The organism is Vibrio sp. Vf1514 (assembly GCF_052076135.1).
Lineage (GTDB): Bacteria > Pseudomonadota > Gammaproteobacteria > Enterobacterales > Vibrionaceae > Vibrio > Vibrio furnissii.
The window spans coordinates 675,288-694,650 of the sequence record NZ_CP197267.1 but is presented as its reverse complement, the minus strand read 5'-3'; the positions used below and the strand labels follow the sequence as shown (position 1 = coordinate 694,650).

The following is a 19,363-nucleotide window of genomic DNA, read 5'->3' as shown; positions in this document are numbered from 1 at the left end:
ACGAGTGATCACCGAGCAAAAAACGAACTCAAAAGACAAAAAGACGCGACAATAAAATTAAATTTGTGACCAAAATCAACAAGTCAAGGACGTAACAGTGATGGAGTTCTCAATTGAAGAATTGCGAAGAGGAAAAACCGGTTCATATCAAGAAGAATGAGTAGGCGTTCACAGTGAACTACTATGAATTCATTTAAATTATATTAACGACTAACAACCAAGTGGTTGATAAGGACCTATCGTGAAAAGAACCTTACTCTCTGCCTCTATCGCTGCTGCACTGACTCTTTCTGTCCCCACTTTTGCGGCTAGTGAACGAGGCATAGACCCCAGTGACAGCTTTTTCAATGAAGCATTACAATTTGGCGGGCATGTCGGTACATCATTAGAATATGAATATAAAGTGACGGATGGTTTCAATGGCAACAAGAAGAAAGAGAAAACAACCACCCATGAAGTCTTTGGTGTCTATTACAACAATTCCCGCTGGAATTTCAGTGCGCTATATGGACTAAAAATAGAAAATCGCGAACAAAAAGAACCCGGATATCATGAAAATGAAGATGGCCTTAAACACCTCTTCTCATTAAATAAAGGCTTCTATCTCGCCGACGGCTGGACGACCGGGCTTATCTACGAACTTGAATACACACGCAGCAAGGTTTTTTCTCCTTATGTCAGTGGACTGCACAAAGATTTGGCAGAACACAGCGTTCGACCTTATCTCACCTATTTCAGCAATGAGTATAATTGGGGTTTTTACTCTAATCTCGAATATCTCTACAGTAAAGAAGACAAAAGCGAATGGGGAGAGCGTGTCGAAGAGGGTTACAGCCTGCTGTTCAAACCATACAAGCGTTTTGGGAACTGGGAGTTAGGCGTCGAGCTGTACTATCAGATCAAAGACAACAAAGATCATCAAGCGAATGGTGCCATCAATGAAATCAGCGATTTCACCGAAAAGTATATTGAACCAATCGTGCAATATAGCTTCGATGATGCCGGTGTTCTCTACGCTCGCTTCCGCCTCGGAGAAAACGAAACGAAAAACTCTGCCAGTAGCGGAGGCGGCAATGCCAATGTCGACTACTTCAAAGATATTCGTAAAGCAACTCTAGGCTACGAACAAGCTGTGGGAGATAACTGGTTGCTGAAAGGCGAATATGAATACGCCAATGAAGTGGAAGAAAAAAGTCAACTGGCCGGTTGGGAAGCGAAGAATGAAAGCGAGCTTTCACAACATACCGTTTACTTACAAGCTTTATATCGGTTCTAACATCATTGAGAGGCCATCATGCTAAGTGTTGCTGAGATTGCACATCGTCTATCAGGCAAAATTGTTGGGGATCCGTCGATTATCATCGACACCATTCGTCCTGTGGTCAGTGACCGGCAAGGCGGCCTCGCCATCGTCTTCGCCAAATCGGAACTTAAACAGATTGCACAAACCAGCGCAGATGTTCTGGTGGGGCCTAGTGAAATTATGCAAAGTCCTGCGAAAGCGCATGTCGTAATAGAACAGTTGGATGTCATGAAAATTAACCAACTGCTGCGCTATTACAAAGTCAATAAGTATCGCGTATTCGAGCAATCAAATACGTCAACCCTTGAGGGAGTATACATCGGTGAGCACTGCCAAATTGGCAAAGGTTGCCATTTCATGCCAGGCGTTAAAATTATGAACGCTGTAACTATTGGTGACAATGTGGCGATTCATGCCAATACAGTCATCAAAGAAGGCACAGTGATTGGCAATAACGTGACCATTGATTCGAATAATTCAATCGGTAACTACAGCTTCGAATACATGTCAGGTCATGATGGCAGCTATCAACGTGTCGAAAGTATTGGGCGGGTAATTATTGAAGATGATGTGGAAATCGGTAGCAACAATACCATCGATCGGGGCACGTTTGGTGACACTGTGATAGGCCGGGGCAGCAAGATTGATAACCAGGTACAAATTGGTCACGACTGCCGAATTGGCAGCCACTGCCTGATTGTTTCTCAATGTGGCTTTTCCGGCCATACCATTTTAGGTGATCACGTCATTGTTCATGGTCAGGTTGGTACAGCTGGACACATTACAATTGGCAGCCATTCCGTGATTAAAGCAAAATCCGGGGTCAGCCACTCTTTTCCACCGGGCAGCGATTTGTTTGGCTATCCAGCCAAAGATGCCAAAGCCTATTACCTTAATCTGGCGGTGCTCAACAAACTCACCCACCACCACGAACGGACAAAAAAATCTCCAACTAAAACCAAACATTGGTATTCCCGATTTTTTGACAAACACGTCAATGAATAGGATATCTGATTAATCCCAATACAGCGCTGACTTTCCGCACTGTATAACTGAAACAAGACGAAATGATCAAGGACTTGATATGAAACTTACACTTCTGTTTGCCGCTACCTTAACAACCCTGATAACCGGTTGTGCCAGTACCACGTCTGACTCATCAAAACTGGCCACTGACATCGACACCCGTTTCTTCAGTTGTGATTTACCAACGCTTGCCAATGATCGCGGCCCAATTAGCCCTTCTCTGTTTGTTGTTGGTACCTTCTCCGAAGGTCAGTGGATTCATATGGATAACCATAAAATGGCTTACAAAGGCGATGGTATTTACCAGGTTGTATCGCAAGAAAAAGCCGGTAATGTCAGCCTGCAATTTGCCACCATGAGCTGGACGCCGCAGTTTACCGTTTCCGGTATGGCGTTATCAGTCGGCGAAGTCAAAGAGCTGAAACGCGGCGGATTTGCTAAGAATACGGTCGTAGCCATCCCTTCCGATGGCCGTTATGTCTGGACAATACAAATTGCCCCAGACAAGAAACCTCTTCTGGCAGCAATCGCGGAATGCCAATAACAACCGAAGCAGTGATCGGGTAGCATAATAGCTGCCCATTCTTCCCGAATTGGATAACGTCAAATCCAGTGGAATATTTCAATCCCCTTTTAGACCCAGCGGGTCAGTGGAGATAGTCGTGGCAACAGTAAGCCTACGTAAAGTAGAAAAGAAATATGATAACGGCTTTAAAGCAGTACATGGTATCGACTTAGATATTCGCGAAGGCGAGTTTATGGTGTTTGTTGGGCCATCAGGGTGCGCAAAATCAACCACACTGCGAATGATTGCTGGGCTGGAGAGTATCTCTGACGGTGAAATACGTATTGGTCAGCAAGTGGTCAACGATCTGCCGCCCAAAGATCGGGGAATTGCCATGGTGTTTCAAAACTATGCGCTCTATCCCCATAAAACTGTCTTCGACAACATGGCTTTTGGCCTCAAAATGCAGAAACGGCCAAAAGACGAAATTAAACGCCGAGTCGAAGAAGCCGCCGAAAAATTAGAAATCACCGATTTACTCTATCGGAAACCGAAAGAAATGTCTGGTGGTCAGCGTCAGCGTGTCGCAGTTGGCCGGGCCATCGTTCGTAAACCCGATGTCTTTTTATTTGATGAACCGTTATCGAATCTTGATGCCAAACTTCGCGTCTCTATGCGAGTAAAAATAGCGCAACTGCATAAATCGCTAAAAGAGGAAGGCAACCCTGCCACCATGATTTATGTCACTCACGATCAAACCGAAGCGCTCACCCTCGGAGATCGAATCTGCGTGCTCAATCAGGGCAAAATTATGCAGGTAGACACCCCTAGTAATTTATATAACAAACCGGCGAACAAATTTGTTGCCAGTTTTATTGGTTCGCCGGCAATGAATCTCGTCGATACAGTGATCCGAGAGGATAATGGACAACTCTATATCGATATTGCCAACGACATTCGAATTCTTATTCCACTCGAAAAACAACAAGCGCTGTGGCGATATATTAACAAGCCCGTTTGCTTTGGCATCCGACCGGAGCATATCAATATTGCCACGACGGATGACGCGCTCAATGTAGTGACCGGACAATTAACGGTTGTTGAAAATATGGGCAATGAAAAATATCTCTATTTTCAGGTGGGCAGTAAAGAACTAATTGCTCGCGTCAATGATCAAACCATCTCAACCTCAGATATCGGTAAATCAATTCGTTTTAATCTCAATACAGAGTTCTGCCATATTTTCGATTTCTACAGTGAAAAGAGTTTAACCAACGACCGGGAATGATCACCGGTTAATATTCACCACGACAAGGAAATCTCCAATGAAAAAACGCACCTTGCTTTGCAGTGCGCTGCTGACTGCTATTGCCTTAAATGGGCTGACATTAAGTTCACCGCTCTTTGCTGAGACAAACATACAAGCTGAAACAGACAGCTTTCTCGACTTTCGAAAAGAGACTATTTATTTTGTGTTTCTTGATCGCTTCAGCGATGGAGATTCAAGTAATAATACAGGGAATAACTCAGCAACATATGACCCCAACAATTTAAAGAAATATATAGGGGGTGATCTGCGTGGTTTAATTAATCAATTACCTTACTTAAAATCACTCGGCGTAACGGCTATTTGGATTACGCCACCGATCGATAATGCAGATAACGTCGATGTCAATGGTGGTGCTGGTTACCATGGTTACTGGGGGCGTGACTTCTTCCGGGTAGATGAACACTTTGGGACACTGGAAGATTTCAAAGAGTTGACCGCAACAATGCATAGTGCGGAATACGGCATGAAGTTAGTACTCGATTATGCCCCAAATCATTCCAATGGGAATGACGAAAACGAATTCGGCGCGTTATACCGCGACGGTCAGTTCATCACAGATTACAACACCGACGTTGCTGCCGGAACGAACTGGTATCACCATAATGGTGGCGTTTCCGACTGGAACGACTGGTACCAAGTACGCAACCATAACTTGTTCAACCTCTCGGATTTTAATCAGTCGAATAGCGAGGTATATCAATACTTACTAGATGGTTCAAAATTCTGGATCGATGCTGGTGTTGACGCGATTCGTATTGATGCGATTAAACATATGGATAAGTCTTTTATCCAGCAATGGACAACTGAGATTTATGACTACAGCCAAACGCTTGGTCGGGAAGGATTTTACTTCTTCGGTGAATGGTTCGGCGCCAGTGCCAATACCACTTCGGGTATTGACGGCTATGCTATCGATTATGCCAATACCTCGGGCTCTGCACTGCTTGATTTTGGTTTTAGGGATACCTTGGAACGCGTGTTGGCAAACCGTTCGGGTAATACGATGCAGACACTAAACAATTACCTCAACACCCGAAAAACCGTGTTTTCCAGTGATGACTGGCAAGTTGTCTTTATGGATAACCACGATATGGCGCGGATTTCGACTGCGTTACGCTCCAGTGAATCAACGTTTGGCCCAGGAAACAACGAAGCAGGCGGAAGTCAAAACGAAGAATTCGCCCAACAGCGAGTTGACTTAGGGCTGGTCGCAACAATGACCGTACGCGGAATCCCCGCCATATACTATGGAACTGAGCAGTACGCGGCAAATTTCACCCAAAACGACTTTGGTCAAGTGGGTAGCGATCCTTATAACCGTGAAAAAATGCCAAGCTTCACTCAGAATACCCAAGCATTCAAAATCATTCAGACATTGACCGACCTACGCCAAAACAGTCTCGCCATTCAGCGTGGCAGCTATACGTCACGTTGGGTCAATGATGACATATTAGTGTATGAGCGTCAGGAAGATAACGATGTGGTCACTGTTGCACTCAACCGTGGCACAGCAAATTCTATTACCGTAAGCAATTTAGCATTGTCAGACGGTAGTCATAGCAATTTACTTGGTGATGACAATGTATCCGTCAGTGGTGGACAGGCTACACTTCATCTGGCACAGAACCAAGCGATTGTGCTGCATGGGCAAAGCAGCGGTGATAGCGATCCAACCTCGATAGCGATCTCTTTTAGTTGCTACAATGGTTATACCACACTTGGCCAAAGTGTTTATGCCGTTGGAAGCGTTGCCCAACTTGGCAACTGGGCCGTGGAAAGTGCTGTAAAACTGGATCCTTCTCAATATCCCACCTGGAGCGCAACGATTACCGTACCTGCGCAACAGGATGTAGAGTGGAAATGCATCAAACGCGATGAATCGGATCCTACTGCAAATCTCGTTTGGCAATCCGGTTCAAACAACCAGTTTAATAGTGATAATCAAACTACGACACAGGGCAGCTTTTGATTCCCCTTATTCCCTGAACAAAAAAGCCCCGGCGTTCATCCGGGGCTTTTGAAGTTGATGACTCACTGACTAGCGAGGCGGGATTATTCCCACTCGATAGTTGCTGGCGGCTTACCTGAAATATCGTAAACCACGCGAGAGATACCGTTCACTTCGTTGATGATGCGGTTTGACACTTTGCCAAGGAAGTCGTATGGCAGGTGTGCCCAATGCGCGGTCATGAAATCGATGGTTTCAACAGCACGCAGTGAAACAACCCAGTCATACTTACGGCCATCGCCCATTACACCCACTGAGCGTACAGGGAGGAACACGGTGAATGCTTGAGACACTTTGTCGTATAGGTCAGCCGCATGAAGTTCTTCAATGAAGATCGCGTCTGCGCGACGTAGCAAGTCACAGTATTCTTTCTTGATTTCGCCCAGCACACGAACGCCAAGGCCTGGCCCTGGGAATGGGTGGCGGTAAAGCATGTTGTACGGCAGACCAAGCTCTAGGCCAATCTTACGCACTTCATCTTTAAACAGCTCACGCAATGGTTCAACCAAGCCCATTTCCATGTCGTCAGGCAGACCGCCCACGTTGTGGTGTGATTTAATCACGTGCGCTTTACCAGTTTTTGACGCGGCAGATTCGATCACGTCTGGGTAGATGGTGCCTTGCGCCAACCATTTCGCGTTTTTCAGTTTCTTCGACTCTTCATCGAATACGTCGACAAACACGTGACCGATCGTTTTACGTTTGTCTTCTGGATCAGACTTGCCTTTCAGTGCATCAAGGAAGCGCTCTTCTGCGTCCACTTTGATGATGTTCAGACCGAATTTATCGCCGAACATATCCATCACTTGCTGACCTTCATTCAAGCGTAGCAGACCGTTGTCAACAAACACACAGGTCAGTTTGTCGCCAATGGCACGGTGAACCAGCATCGCCACAACTGACGAATCCACACCGCCAGACAGGCCAAGGATCACTTCATCATCGCCCACTTGTTCTTTGATGCGAGCAACCGCGTCTTCAATGATCGATTCAGACGTCCATAGACGCTCACAACCACAAACACCCAGCACAAAGTTTTCCAGCATTTGCAGGCCGCCTTTGGTGTGTGTCACTTCTGGGTGGAACTGTACGCCGTAGTATTTTTTCTCTTCGTTTGCCATCGCCGCGTAAGGACAAGTGTCTGTCTCACCGACTTTGACGAAATCAGCAGGAATCTCGACAACTTTGTCGCCGTGGCTCATCCAAACGTCTTGTGTGGTTTCAAGATTTTTGAACAGCGCAGACTCACCAGACACTTTCACTTGTGCGTAGCCAAACTCACGCTCGTCAGAGCCCGAAACTTTACCACCCAGCTGTTCAGCCATGGTTTGCATGCCGTAACATACACCCAGCACAGGCACGCCTGAGTCAAAAACGTATTGCGGTGCACGGGGAGAGTTCGCTTCCGTTACGCTTTCCGGACCACCAGATAGAATGATGCCGTCTGGATTGAATTCGCGAATATCCGCTTCTTCAACATCCCAGCTCCACAGTTCGCAATAAACGCCGATTTCACGGACGCGACGCGCCACAAGTTGAGTGTACTGAGAACCGAAGTCCAGGATCAGAATACGTTGGTCATGGATATTTTTAGTCATTTTGAGCAGTCTTTTAGGGCTAAGTGATTAAAACCGAGGCGAGTGTACTCGCCTCTTATTAATGCTTCAAGGAAAAAGCAAACGTTTACGTTGTTTTCTCGTTCGAGAAAAATCAATGCGACGTTGATTAACCCAAACGATAGTTTGGTGCTTCTTTCGTGATTTGAACGTCGTGTACGTGAGACTCTGCCATACCCGCGCCAGAGATACGTACAAATTCTGCTTTCGTACGCATATCTTCAATGGTCGCAGAACCAGTCAGACCCATGCTTGAACGTAAACCACCCATTTGTTGGTGAACGATCTCTTTCAGGCGACCTTTGTACGCGATACGGCCTTCGATACCTTCAGGAACCAGTTTGTCCGCTGCATTATCGGATTGGAAGTAACGGTCAGAAGAACCTTGAGACATCGCGCCCAGAGAACCCATACCGCGGTAAGCTTTGTAAGAACGACCGTTGTACAGAATCACTTCGCCCGGAGCTTCTTCAGTCCCTGCGAACATTGAGCCAACCATCACACAAGATGCGCCAGCTGCAATCGCTTTACAGATGTCGCCAGAGAAACGGATACCGCCGTCCGCAATGACAGGAATACCGTATTGACCCGCCACTTCAGCCGCATCAGAAATCGCAGTGATTTGAGGTACACCAACGCCTGTCACGATACGAGTTGTACAGATAGAACCAGGGCCGATACCCACTTTCACAGCACTCACACCTGCTTCGATCAGCGCTTTAGCGCCTGCGCCAGTTGCAACGTTACCGCCGATGATATCTAGATCTGGGTAAGCCGCGCGCGTTTCACGAATGCGGTTAAGAACACCTTCAGAGTGACCGTGTGAAGAGTCAATCAGCAGAACGTCTACGCCCGCTTCAACAAGAGCAGCGACACGCGCTTCGTTGCCAGCACCAGCGCCAACCGCAGCACCAACACGTAGGCGACCACGTGCATCTTTACATGCGTTAGGTTTACGTTCAGCTTTATGGAAGTCTTTGGCGGTGATCATACCGGTCAGTTGGAACTCATCGTTCACGACCAATACTTTTTCAACGCGTGCTTCGTGCATTTTTTCTTGAACTTCAGTGCGAGTCGCACCTTCTTTGACCGATGCAAGACGCTCTTTCGGCGTCATAACCACAGAAACTTTCTTCGACAAATCCGTCACAAAACGAACGTCACGACCCGTGATGATCCCCACCAGCTCGTGGCTTTCAGTCACTACAGGGAAACCCGCAAAACCGTGCTTTTCAGTCAGGGCGATCACATCAGCGATAGTTGCATCAGGGCTTACGGTGACCGGATCGGTAACCACGCCAGCTTCAAATTTCTTCACCTGACGAACTTCAGCAGCCTGTTGCTCAATAGACATGTTTTTGTGGATAAAGCCAATGCCACCTTCCTGCGCAAGAGCGATAGCCAGACGGGCTTCCGTCACGGTATCCATCGACGCAGAGATCATTGGGATGTTCAGTTGGATGTTTTTCGTCAGCTGAGTGCGAAGATCAGCGGTATTTGGGAGAACGGTGGAGTGTGCTGGCACAAGTAGGACGTCATCGAATGTCAGCGCTTCTTTGGCAATTCTTAGCATTTGCAATATCTCACAATATAAGGAGTAAAAAGAACAATCCAAGCCTCATCGTTTCGCATAATGAGTGCAGCGATGCTGCATTTGGATTAGATATTGCGGACGGATTATACGCCCAGAGCAATCGCTTGACCACTCATTTTTTCATTTTTTATTTGCAATTACCCCCTTGATATGTATTATATTGCCGCTAATTTCCATACCCACGTCTGAGCAAATTAGCGAGTCCTCTTTGACCAATCCAAACATCTATACGGTTTCCCGTCTCAATGCTGAAGTCCGGTTGTTACTGGAAAATGAAATGGGCATTGTGTGGTTGATTGGCGAAATCTCGAACTTCTCCGCGCCCGTCTCCGGACACTGGTACCTCACCCTCAAAGACTCCCGTGCACAAGTCAAATGTGCGATGTTCAAGGGCAGTAATCGCTTCGTTCACTTTAAGCCGCAAAATGGTCAGCAAGTACTGGTCAAAGCCCGCTTGTCGCTTTACGAGCCGCGTGGGGATTATCAGATCATCATTGAGAGCATGCAGCCGGAAGGCGACGGTCGTCTTCAACAAGAATTCGATCAGCTCAAAATGCAACTGGCCGCAGAAGGCCTGTTTGCCCAGACACTCAAACACCCCCTGCCGGAACACCCGCGCTGCGTGGGTGTGATTACCTCAAAAACCGGCGCTGCTCTGCACGACATTCTGCAGGTGCTTAAACGCCGAGATCCCAGCTTGCCCATCATCATTTATCCGACCCTCGTCCAAGGGGAAGATGCCGCAATTCAGATTGCGCAAGCCATTGGCCGCGCCAATGCCCGCGAAGAATGTGATGTGTTGATTGTTGGACGGGGCGGTGGCTCGTTGGAAGATTTATGGTGTTTTAACCATGAGATCGTGGCGCGCACCATTGCGGCCAGTCAAATCCCGATCATCAGCGCAGTTGGCCATGAAATCGATGTGACCATCGCTGATTTTGTCGCTGACGTCCGCGCGCCAACGCCATCGGCGGCGGCAGAACTGGTTAGCCGAGACAACAGTCATAAAAAACAAGCATTTCAGGGATACGAGCACAAGCTGTCCAGCGCGATGCGCCATTACGTTTCTGAACAAAAAGGGGCGCTGAAGCAATTACAGTATCGCTTGGACAAGCAGCACCCGATGTACCGGTTGCAACGTCAGCAGCAGCAACTTGATGAGTTGAGTATGCGTCTCGAACGCGCGATTCAGAAACAGCTCAACCAAACACGTCAACACGTGGCCAAACAACAGCATCGCCTGCAATTGCAATCGCCAGAGAAAACCCTACGCGAGCAGCATTACACCCTCGCCTTGCGCGAACGAAGTTTGATTGATGCCATGCAGCGCCAACTGGTTTCGTCTCGTCACCGCTTTACGCGGCTTATCGACAAACTCGACACCGTCAGCCCACTCGCTACCCTATCGCGCGGTTATTCGATTACCCAAACGTCACAAGGTGAGATTGTGCGCCAAGCTTCAGATGTCAAAACGGGCGACCAACTCGTCACCCGTTTAGCCGATGGTGAGATTCACTCCACCGTTCAATGATCCTGCTTGTGAAATTCAAATCGGACTCGCGATTTGGATTTCAATTCATTGCAGTGATGACAAAAGTAATTCGCCGCACCACACGCTTGCAGCTTTTCCAGTTCTGCACCGCAATCCGGGCAAAAGCCCACTTTCTTAAAGTGTTCGTCGCACTGCGTGCAGTGATACTGACCATCCCACACCAATGGCTGCTGGCAGGTCGGGCAAGGGTTATTCATCGCGTTTCTCTCATGCATGCTATTTGTCATTTGATGATCCAAAACAAACGGATACATCACCTTGATCTTTATCACAGCATCTTCAACCTCATCGGCCTTCCTCAGGCGATGCTGCTATCCTTGCTTTAAAAGATCGTCGTCCGATCATCTGCTTTATTCACGTTGATCAGCGATCTCCCCTTAAAAGAACATTTATATAACCACACACCGAAAGCATAAGTTACATATCCTGTTTTTGGATTTTAAACAGACTTAAAATCTAATGGACATTTAAATAAGCCAAACTGTCAGAATTTAATAAAAAGATCATTCTTCCGAGGCTGGTGTTACATGCGTGTGCATTTCGATGTGTTGGTCATCCCGTATTTGCAAGTTCACAACGATGCTTTGGTAATCACGCAAACTCGTTGCATGCGTTCCGCCACAAGGGATACGTGCGATTTCGCCTTCATGTAAATCACACTCCCAGTAACGAGAATCGGTGAGCGCATCCCCATCGCGCGATACCATCATTGGCGATCGCAACGCTAACCAATCCGCCAACTGCTGATTCACTTGCTTTTCGATGCTCGCAAGGTCATTTAGCATATCATCACTGTTTAACCCTCTTTTACGGAGTGTTTTACCAAGTCGATAGGTATCGACACAGCGATCTTCTGTTACAAAGCTAGTGACCTGTGCGTAGCTATTAAAATCACAATGGCCGTGCGGGTCTTTTCGATCGGCGTCTTTCCGCCAATATCCTTTCGCCAGCACCTTGTTGAGCGCTAAATAAGCCAGATGTCCGGCGCTGTGACCACGACTAAGGCGTTGCTGATAGGCTGCGTTCACGGTGAGTGTCACGGCCTCTCCTAAAGCCACAGCGTTGACTTCGGCCTCAAGCACATGAACCACCACAAACACCCACCCCGGTGCGTCGCGCTTCACCGGAATCGCCTGCCCAACCGAGAGATGGCCTGTTGCCAATTCAATCGCACCGACTTGGCAATCAACAACGGCAAACGCTCCGTGCTCAGAATGGAGCGTTCCTTGGTCAGCCGGGTGATCCGGCCAAATATGACTCACGGGATGAAACGGCGTGCTGTGCGTGACCACATACAGCTTGTCCGAGGATGATTGAACCAATTGTACTTGGCTGGTGAGCGTGTGGCACGATTGCGTAAACATCACGATCGTTGGTGTGTAAGACATACAAACTTCTCAGTGAGATTGATTTCGTGGGCACAGAATAGCAAAAAGCCCGGGCTAAACCCGGGCTTTGTTTTTATTTTTTGCGATCTTTCATCATGGTCATCAGACGCTTGCGTTTGCGTTCTTGAGACAGGGTCATCTTATTGGTTTTACCCTCAAATGGGTTTTCACTGTTCTGGAACTGAATGCGAATTGGCGTTCCCATGATATCCAATGACTTACGGTAGTAGTTCATCAGATAACGTTTGTAAGAATCCGGCAGTTCATTCACCTGGTTACCGTGAATGACGATGATTGGCGGGTTGTAACCCCCAGCGTGCGCATATTTCAGTTTTACGCGACGACCACGCACCAAAGGTGGCTGGTGATCTTCGGTTGCCATTTTCATAATACGCGTCAGTACTGAAGTCCCCACACGAGTGGTTGCAGAGCGGTAAGCCTCCTGAACCGATTCGAACAGGTGACCGACACCCGTACCGTGCAGCGCGGAAATAAAGTGAATACGTGCGAAGTCAACAAAGCCCAGACGACGGTCTAGCTCTTTCTTCACGCGCTCTTTCACGTCAGTATCCAGACCATCCCACTTGTTCACAGCAATCACGATCGAGCGACCCGCGTTCAGTGCAAAGCCCAGCAGGCTCAAATCTTGGTCGGAGATGTTCTCACGCGCGTCCACCACCAGCAGCACGACGTTTGCATCTTCAATCGCTTTGAGGGTTTTCACCACCGAGAATTTTTCAACGGTTTCGTTGATGCGTTTACGACGACGAACACCTGCGGTGTCGATCAAGACGTATTCACGCTCATCACGTTGCATCGGAATGTAAATGGAGTCGCGCGTCGTGCCCGGCATGTCGTACACAACCACGCGTTCTTCACCCAGAATGCGGTTTGTCAGCGTTGATTTACCTACGTTCGGACGACCGATAATCGCCAGCTTGATTGGTTGATCTTGCAGACGTTTGTACGCTTCTTCCGCTTCTTCTTCGGTGTAATCCAGCTTCTCTTCTTGCTCAGCATCCACGAAACCGGTTAAGTCTTCCAGTGCCGCTTCTTCTTGCTGCATTTGTTCCGCCAGTGGGTTTAGCGCACGATCAATCAACGCGCCCACACCACGGCCATGTGCCGCCGCGATTTGGAACATCTGAACAACGCCAAGCTGCCAGAATTCAGCACTGGCGGTTTCCGCATCAATGCCGTCAACTTTGTTCACCACCAAAATCGCGTTTTTCTCAACACGGCGCAAGTGGTTCGCAATCGCTTCATCCGCAACGGTCAGGCCAGCACGGCCATCCACCATAAACAGCACCACATCCGCTTCATCAATCGCGGCAAGCGATTGTGCCGCCATTTTGGTTTCAACGCCTTCTTCGCTGCCATCAATACCGCCGGTATCGATCACGATGAATTCATGTTCGCCCAGTTTTGCCTGACCGTATTTACGGTCACGAGTCAAACCTGGGAAGTCCGCTACCAGTGCATCTCGTGTGCGGGTGAGTCGGTTAAATAGCGTCGATTTACCTACGTTCGGACGCCCAACAAGAGCAACTACAGGTATCATAACAACCTCTACAATGATTCTTTTCTTATGTAGTTATAGGTAAACACTCTTTCACAAGCGCTAAATTTTTACCTATAACCACAAGGTGAATGCCAATGACTTCACGCCGTTGAGTTACGAGCAGGCAACTTCTATGGGCGAAAAGTATAAAACGGCTCCTAACTGTTACCAGCTAGGAGCCGTTTGTGAATTATATCACGAAATATTACTGGATCGTCAGTTTCTTTATTTTGCCATCACGTGTGATCACCAGATAACCGTCGGATAATGCCAATGGACTCACGGCGAAACCGCTGTCATTGACCAGTTGCTGAGCAACAAACTCGCCCGTGCTGCGGTCAATCCAATGCAAGTATCCTTCGCTGTCACCGACCACCACAAAACCATTGATCAGCACAGGTGCTGTCAACAAACGGTTTTGTAACTGATCGTTGCTCCACAGCTCCGTGCCACTGCGAGCATCCACAGCAATCACGTGATCTTTATCGGTAATCACAAACAGACGACCACCATCGCTGGCAATGTCCGTTGACGACGAGTAATTGCGTTTCCACATCGGGTTACCCGAACGCAGATCGATAGCAATTAGCTGACCATTGAAACCCACGGTATACAGGGTTGCGCCAATAATCAGCGGAGACGAATCAACATCGACCAGACGGTCGATTTCCGTGGCGCCTTTCGGCTGCCCAACGGGTTGTTGCCAAATCAGCTGACCACGCTCAGAAATCGCCGCAGCCAAACGGCCACCGGATGTACCCCAGAATACGCCACCCGATGCCGCCACTGGGCGACTGTCGCCACGCAAGGTCAGGTTCGGAACTTCGGTACTGATGGTCCACTTTTGCTCGCCAGTTTTCTCATCCAGCGCGATCAAAGCGCCACGGCTGGTGTTCACAATCACCAAACTGCTATCTGCAACTGGGGCTGCCAACACTTCACCTTCAACGTTCGCACGCCAAGCTTCTTCACCGGTTTCTGCGTTCAGTGCAATCACTTCACCGTTTTCACTGCCGATGTAAATCTGACCATATGCCGACGCAATGCCGCCTGATAAACGCGCGGGCGTGTCTTGCTCCAGATCCACATTCCACAACGTTTTACCGTTACTTGGATCAAGCGCTTTCACTTCGCCATCACGACTGGCCACGTAAATCTTGCCGTAGGCCGATTCCGGAGACAGTTTAGAGAAGTAATGACCAACACCGCCACCGACGGAAGCACTCCAATCAGATTTTGGCGTAAACTCACTTTTCACCACAGGCACTGGTGCCATGATGACGTTCTCTTCTTCGCCCGCACATCCAGCTAGCAGCCCGAGAACTGCGGCAGACAAGAGCACTTTGTTGAACATCTTTTTCATCAAGGTGTGCCCTTATTTGGCCAGATCATCCAGTTTCATTTGCAGCGTTTGACTCGCATCATCCGCTTGCTGCGCTTCAGCGTAGGCAGCATAAGCGGCCTCTTTGTCGCCTTTACGCAGAGAAATATCGCCACGCAATTCAGCCACACGGCCCGTCCAGCTTTGCTCTTTGATGGTTGCCAATTCGCTCAACGCCGCATCAAAGTTGCCTTGTTCTGCTTGCAGACGTGCCACGCGGTACGTGATCACGGGTTTCAGCGCCGCATCACCGGTCGCATTTTTCGCCCACTCAAGCTGAGCCAGCGCTTCATCGAGTTGACCGGCTTGCACTTGTGCTTTCGCCAGTTGCATTGCCGCCAAAACAGCGTATTCAGATTTCGAATTGCTGTCGATAAAGCTTTGTACGTCGGCTTCACCATCAACGCCTTTGGTTGTCAGCGTTTGAATTGCCTTGGTGTAACTTGCTGAAGCGGCTTCTTGTCCTGACGTCACAGAATCTTGATAAAAACGCCAGCCAAACAAACCACCCAAGCCGATCACAGCGCCAAAGATCACGGCTTTGCCGTTCTCTTTCCACCAATCTTTGATCGCTTCAACTTGTTGTTCTTCAGTATCGTAGAGTTCCACTTCCTGTCCTCTTAGTATGACATCTCAAAATTTGCGTTTAGACGAGGTGAGCCAGTTTGCTCGCAACTTCAGTTTGAGAAATCGTTTCTTGTTCACCACCAGCCAGGTCTTTGAGAACTACGGTGTGCTCTGCCACTTCGTTTTCACCCAGTACCAGAGCAACGGCTGCACCGACTTTGTCCGCGCGTTTAAATTGTTTCTTAAAGTTACCACCACCAAAGTGCGTCATCACGCGCAGGCCAGGGATCTGCTCGCGTAGCTGTTCCGCTAGCTTCATACCCGCCGTCAGCGTGCCTTCACCGGCAGTCACCATGTACACATCAACGTTACGACGTACGTCGGTGTTGCCCAAGGTTTCCATCATCAGCACAAGACGCTCAAGGCCCATTGCGAAACCCACCGCTGGTGTGGCTTTACCGCCCAACTGCTCAACCAGACCATCGTAACGACCGCCGCCACACACAGTGCCCTGTGCGCCTAGGCTGTCAGTCATCCACTCAAATACGGTGCGGTTGTAGTAATCCAAACCACGGACTAAACGCTCATTAATGGTGTATTCGATACCTGCGGCGTCAAGAAGTTCACACAAACCTGCGAAATGTTGTTTAGATTCAGTATCTAAATAATCAGAAAGCTTCGGTGCATCACCCAGTACAGCCTGCACATCTGGGTTTTTGGTGTCCAGCACGCGCAGTGGGTTGGTGTACATACGGCGTTTGCAGTCTTCATCCAGAACGTCTTGGTATTGCTCAAGGTATTCAATCAGCGCGGTGCGGTAGTTTGCGCGCGCTTCCAAAGAACCGATCGAGTTGAGCTCAAGACGCACGTAATCCGCGATGCCCAATTCACGCCACAGGCGTGCGGTCATCATGATCAATTCAGCATCAACGTCTGGACCATCAATGCCGAACACTTCGACACCACATTGGTGGAATTGGCGGTAGCGACCTTTTTGTGGGCGCTCGTGACGGAACATCGGGCCCATGTACCACAGGCGCTGCTCTTGGTTGTACAACAAACCGTTTTCGATGCCTGAACGGACACAGCCCGCCGTGCCTTCTGGACGCAGAGTCAGGCTATCGCCATTGCGGTCTTCAAAGGTGTACATCTCTTTTTCAACCACGTCAGTGACTTCACCGATCGCGCGGCTGAACAGATGAGTCATCTCAACGATTGGCATGCGCACTTCGTTGTAGCCGTATGCGCTAATCACGTTTTTCACAATGCCTTCCACTTTTTGCCAAAGCGGAGACTGAGTAGGGAGGCAATCGTTCATGCCTCGAATTGCTTGAATAGTCTTTGCCACAGTACTTACCGTAATATCGTTGAGATTAATCTTGTTGCTGAATATCGATGCGATTTTTCACATCCAGCTGAGCGGCTTTGGCGCGAATCTTCGCTTCCAGCTGATCGACCAAATCATCGTTGTCGAAACGCTCTTTCTGACGCACACCATCTTCATAGAATGCGCTCTTTTTATTGCTGCCAGCCAACCCAAGATGAGACACTTCCGCTTCACCCGGACCGTTGACGACACAGCCGATGATGGAGACGTCCATTGGCGTCAGCACATCTTCCAGGCGCTGTTCCAGTGCGTTCACCGTCGCGATCACATCAAATTCCTGACGCGAGCAGCTTGGGCAAGCAATGAAGTTGATGCCGCGGGAACGAATGCGCAGTGACTTCAGAATGTCAAAGCCCACTTTGATCTCTTCCACCGGGTTCGCCGCCAAGGAAATACGCAGTGTATCGCCAATGCCTTCCGCCAGCAGCATGCCTAGACCGACCGCAGATTTCACCGACCCCGCACGCGCACCACCAGCTTCGGTGATCCCAAGGTGCAAGGGTTGATCAATTTTTTGCGCCAGTAGGCGATAAGAGTCGACCGCAAGGAACACGTCAGACGCTTTCACACTGACTTTAAATTGGTCGAAGTTCAGGCGATCCAAGATGTCGACATGGCGCATCGCCGATTCCACCAGCGCGGCTGGGGTCGGTTCGCCATATTTCATTTGGATGTCTTTTTCCAGCGAGCCACCATTGACACCAATACGAATTGGAATGCCCTTGTCACGTGCGCAATCCACCACCGAACGGATTCGGTCTTCATTACCGATGTTTCCGGGGTTAATTCGCAGACAGTCAACGCCATATTCCGCCACTTTCAGCGCAATACGGTAGTCAAAATGGATATCGGCCACCAGAGGGACAGAAACCTGTTGCTTGATGAGTTTAAACGCTTCTGCGGCATCCATGGTTGGAACCGAGACACGTACGATATCTGCACCCACATTTTCCAACGCGCGAATTTGCGCCACGGTTGCTTCCACATCGGTGGTGCGCGTGTTGGTCATGGATTGGACGGCGATCGGTGCACCATCGCCAATTGGCACGTCACCCACGTAAATGCGTGTCGATGGGCGACGTTTGATAGGAGACTCGTGTTGCATAGTATTGTCTAAGGTAAGGTGAATCGTGCTACTTTACCGGAAGTATACCCAGAAAGGTCGACAGGTTCACTCGCAAATGTGACTGAAACCCCTTCCGGAGCACCGAGAATCACTTGTAACGGCTTCTGACCACGTAAATTTAGTGTCTGGCCGGCTTTCTTAATGCCTGTTGAGAGCGTTTTACCCGCTGCATCTTTCACCTGAATCCAGCAATCAGAACTGAAATTCATCGTCAGCAAATCCCCTGCCTTAGCATCGTCTGCCGCTTGGGGTGCCACTGGCGCCACTTCAGGCTCAGTCACGGTGTTTACGGGTGCTGGCTCGTCCATCATCATCTCTTCGTCGCTTGGCTCTTCGGTCGCTTGCGCGCCAGACGCCTCGTTTTGCAGCGCATCAATGGTGTTGAATTCAGGTTGCGGTTCATCCGCACTTGGCGCGGCCGCTTGATCCGCCACAGCAGACACGGCTTCCGCATTGTGATCCGGTTTTAACGTATCTTGTTCATTGTTCTGCCACCACCACAGCGACGACATCCCAATGATCACCAACAAAATGATCCACGTAATGGTCATGATGCGGCTGTCATGCTTCTCACGTTTGGTTTTCTTTGAGAAGCTCTGCATGGTCTGCTCTTGAGGTTCAGTGCTGACGCTTGCTTCAAATGCATCCAAAATTTGGTGGTCGGGCACCCCAACCGCTTTGGCGTAAGAACGCAGGTAGCCACGCGTAAACGTGGCCACTAAATCAGAATCAAAATTGTTTTCTTCAATATTTTGAATAATGGTAACGCGCAGTCTCAGTCGGTCAGCGACTTGCTTTTGAGTCAGGCCTAACGCTTCACGTTTTTCTTTAAGAAGCGTGCCGGGTTGTACTGTTGATGTGCTTTCTGTGATGTTGTCTTGTTCTGTATTCATCCGCGATATCAATCTCGTGTTTTGTGCTCAAGCCTGTTTCCATTCGCCTTTGTTCTTCATTGTTAGTAGCGAATTCGTCACCGACTTCAACATAAGGAATGTGGTAGCGTCAATTGTATCAGTAAT

Annotated in this window: 16 protein-coding genes; 6 read left to right on the top strand and 10 right to left on the bottom strand. The window is 48.8% G+C overall.

The window, feature by feature from the left end; genetic code table 11:
- Positions 1-241: 241 nt before the first annotated feature.
- From ACS18Q_RS03265 to ACS18Q_RS03245, 5 genes are all read left to right on the top strand, one after another.
- The gene (locus ACS18Q_RS03265; RefSeq protein ID WP_158107076.1) at positions 242-1,276 is read left to right on the top strand and encodes a porin; all 1,035 of its coding nucleotides are present in this window, start codon (positions 242-244) and stop codon (positions 1,274-1,276) included.
- An 18-nt stretch (positions 1,277-1,294) separates the two neighbouring features.
- Positions 1,295-2,308: a UDP-3-O-(3-hydroxymyristoyl)glucosamine N-acyltransferase gene (gene lpxD / locus ACS18Q_RS03260; RefSeq protein WP_441257369.1), complete on the top strand. Its 1,014-nt coding sequence runs from the start codon at positions 1,295-1,297 to the stop codon at positions 2,306-2,308.
- Positions 2,309-2,387: 79 nt separating this feature from the next.
- Positions 2,388-2,873, top strand: a complete 486-nt coding sequence (locus ACS18Q_RS03255; RefSeq protein WP_441257368.1) for a glycosidase — start codon at positions 2,388-2,390, stop codon at positions 2,871-2,873.
- Between the two features lie 118 nt (positions 2,874-2,991).
- The gene (locus ACS18Q_RS03250; protein ID WP_004729327.1) at positions 2,992-4,122 is read left to right on the top strand and encodes an ABC transporter ATP-binding protein; all 1,131 of its coding nucleotides are present in this window, start codon (positions 2,992-2,994) and stop codon (positions 4,120-4,122) included.
- Between the two features lie 37 nt (positions 4,123-4,159).
- Positions 4,160-6,133 (top strand): alpha-amylase family glycosyl hydrolase, encoded by a 1,974-nt coding sequence (locus tag ACS18Q_RS03245; RefSeq protein ID WP_441257367.1) that lies wholly within the window; start codon positions 4,160-4,162, stop codon positions 6,131-6,133.
- An 83-nt stretch (positions 6,134-6,216) separates the two neighbouring features.
- On the opposite strand, the gene guaA is transcribed toward ACS18Q_RS03245, so the two are convergent.
- Both guaA and guaB read right to left on the bottom strand, forming a co-directional pair.
- Positions 6,217-7,770: a glutamine-hydrolyzing GMP synthase gene (gene guaA / locus ACS18Q_RS03240; RefSeq protein WP_014205642.1), complete on the bottom strand. Its 1,554-nt coding sequence runs from the start codon at positions 7,768-7,770 to the stop codon at positions 6,217-6,219.
- 127 nt (positions 7,771-7,897) lie between these two features.
- A complete protein-coding gene (gene guaB / locus ACS18Q_RS03235; protein WP_004729383.1) occupies positions 7,898-9,361 on the bottom strand; it encodes an IMP dehydrogenase in 1,464 nt (487 codons plus the stop codon).
- Between the two features lie 214 nt (positions 9,362-9,575).
- Here guaB and xseA point away from each other — a divergent pair, with 214 nt between their 5' ends.
- A complete protein-coding gene (gene xseA, locus ACS18Q_RS03230) occupies positions 9,576-10,913 on the top strand; it encodes an exodeoxyribonuclease VII large subunit (protein ID WP_441257622.1) in 1,338 nt (445 codons plus the stop codon).
- Here xseA and ACS18Q_RS03225 read toward each other — a convergent pair.
- From ACS18Q_RS03225 to ACS18Q_RS03190, 8 genes are all read right to left on the bottom strand, one after another.
- Complete coding sequence (locus ACS18Q_RS03225; protein ID WP_014205644.1) at positions 10,907-11,131, bottom strand: zinc ribbon domain-containing protein; 225 nt, start codon at positions 11,129-11,131, stop codon at positions 10,907-10,909. The two genes, xseA and ACS18Q_RS03225, sit on opposite strands and share 7 nt — an antisense overlap.
- A gap of 306 nt (positions 11,132-11,437) precedes the next feature.
- Entirely contained in the window at positions 11,438-12,322 is an 885-nt protein-coding gene (locus ACS18Q_RS03220; RefSeq protein ID WP_441257366.1) for an alanyl-tRNA editing protein, read from the bottom strand.
- Between the two features lie 73 nt (positions 12,323-12,395).
- On the bottom strand, positions 12,396-13,883 hold the full coding sequence (gene der / locus ACS18Q_RS03215) for a ribosome biogenesis GTPase Der (RefSeq protein WP_441257365.1): 1,488 nt from the start codon (positions 13,881-13,883) through the stop codon (positions 12,396-12,398).
- A 205-nt stretch (positions 13,884-14,088) separates the two neighbouring features.
- Positions 14,089-15,246, bottom strand: coding sequence for an outer membrane protein assembly factor BamB (gene bamB / locus ACS18Q_RS03210; protein WP_004729391.1), 1,158 nt, complete (start codon positions 15,244-15,246; stop codon positions 14,089-14,091).
- Positions 15,247-15,258: 12 nt separating this feature from the next.
- Entirely contained in the window at positions 15,259-15,873 is a 615-nt protein-coding gene (locus tag ACS18Q_RS03205) for a YfgM family protein (RefSeq protein WP_004729392.1), read from the bottom strand.
- A 37-nt stretch (positions 15,874-15,910) separates the two neighbouring features.
- Positions 15,911-17,179: a histidine--tRNA ligase gene (gene hisS / locus ACS18Q_RS03200; RefSeq protein ID WP_038152824.1), complete on the bottom strand. Its 1,269-nt coding sequence runs from the start codon at positions 17,177-17,179 to the stop codon at positions 15,911-15,913.
- A gap of 25 nt (positions 17,180-17,204) precedes the next feature.
- Positions 17,205-18,323 (bottom strand): flavodoxin-dependent (E)-4-hydroxy-3-methylbut-2-enyl-diphosphate synthase, encoded by a 1,119-nt coding sequence (gene ispG, locus ACS18Q_RS03195; protein WP_055465971.1) that lies wholly within the window; start codon positions 18,321-18,323, stop codon positions 17,205-17,207.
- A gap of 8 nt (positions 18,324-18,331) precedes the next feature.
- On the bottom strand, positions 18,332-19,237 hold the full coding sequence (locus ACS18Q_RS03190) for a RodZ domain-containing protein (protein WP_055465970.1): 906 nt from the start codon (positions 19,235-19,237) through the stop codon (positions 18,332-18,334).
- Positions 19,238-19,363 lie beyond the last annotated feature (126 nt).

What these genes read in the sequence shown, in the direction of transcription:
- lpxD (WP_441257369.1), top strand. Translation starts at nt 1,295, where the DNA reads ATGCTAAGTGTTGCTGAGATTGCACATCGTCTATCAGGCAAAATTGTT.
- ACS18Q_RS03255 (WP_441257368.1), top strand. Translation starts at nt 2,388, where the DNA reads ATGAAACTTACACTTCTGTTTGCCGCTACCTTAACAACCCTGATAACC.
- ACS18Q_RS03245 (WP_441257367.1), top strand. Translation starts at nt 4,160, where the DNA reads ATGAAAAAACGCACCTTGCTTTGCAGTGCGCTGCTGACTGCTATTGCC.
- guaA (WP_014205642.1), bottom strand. Translation starts at nt 7,770, where the DNA reads ATGACTAAAAATATCCATGACCAACGTATTCTGATCCTGGACTTCGGT.
- guaB (WP_004729383.1), bottom strand. Translation starts at nt 9,361, where the DNA reads ATGCTAAGAATTGCCAAAGAAGCGCTGACATTCGATGACGTCCTACTT.
- ACS18Q_RS03225 (WP_014205644.1), bottom strand. Translation starts at nt 11,131, where the DNA reads ATGAATAACCCTTGCCCGACCTGCCAGCAGCCATTGGTGTGGGATGGT.
- ACS18Q_RS03220 (WP_441257366.1), bottom strand. Translation starts at nt 12,322, where the DNA reads ATGTCTTACACACCAACGATCGTGATGTTTACGCAATCGTGCCACACG.
- der (WP_441257365.1), bottom strand. Translation starts at nt 13,883, where the DNA reads ATGATACCTGTAGTTGCTCTTGTTGGGCGTCCGAACGTAGGTAAATCG.
- bamB (WP_004729391.1), bottom strand. Translation starts at nt 15,246, where the DNA reads ATGAAAAAGATGTTCAACAAAGTGCTCTTGTCTGCCGCAGTTCTCGGG.
- ispG (WP_055465971.1), bottom strand. Translation starts at nt 18,323, where the DNA reads ATGCAACACGAGTCTCCTATCAAACGTCGCCCATCGACACGCATTTAC.
- ACS18Q_RS03190 (WP_055465970.1), bottom strand. Translation starts at nt 19,237, where the DNA reads ATGAATACAGAACAAGACAACATCACAGAAAGCACATCAACAGTACAA.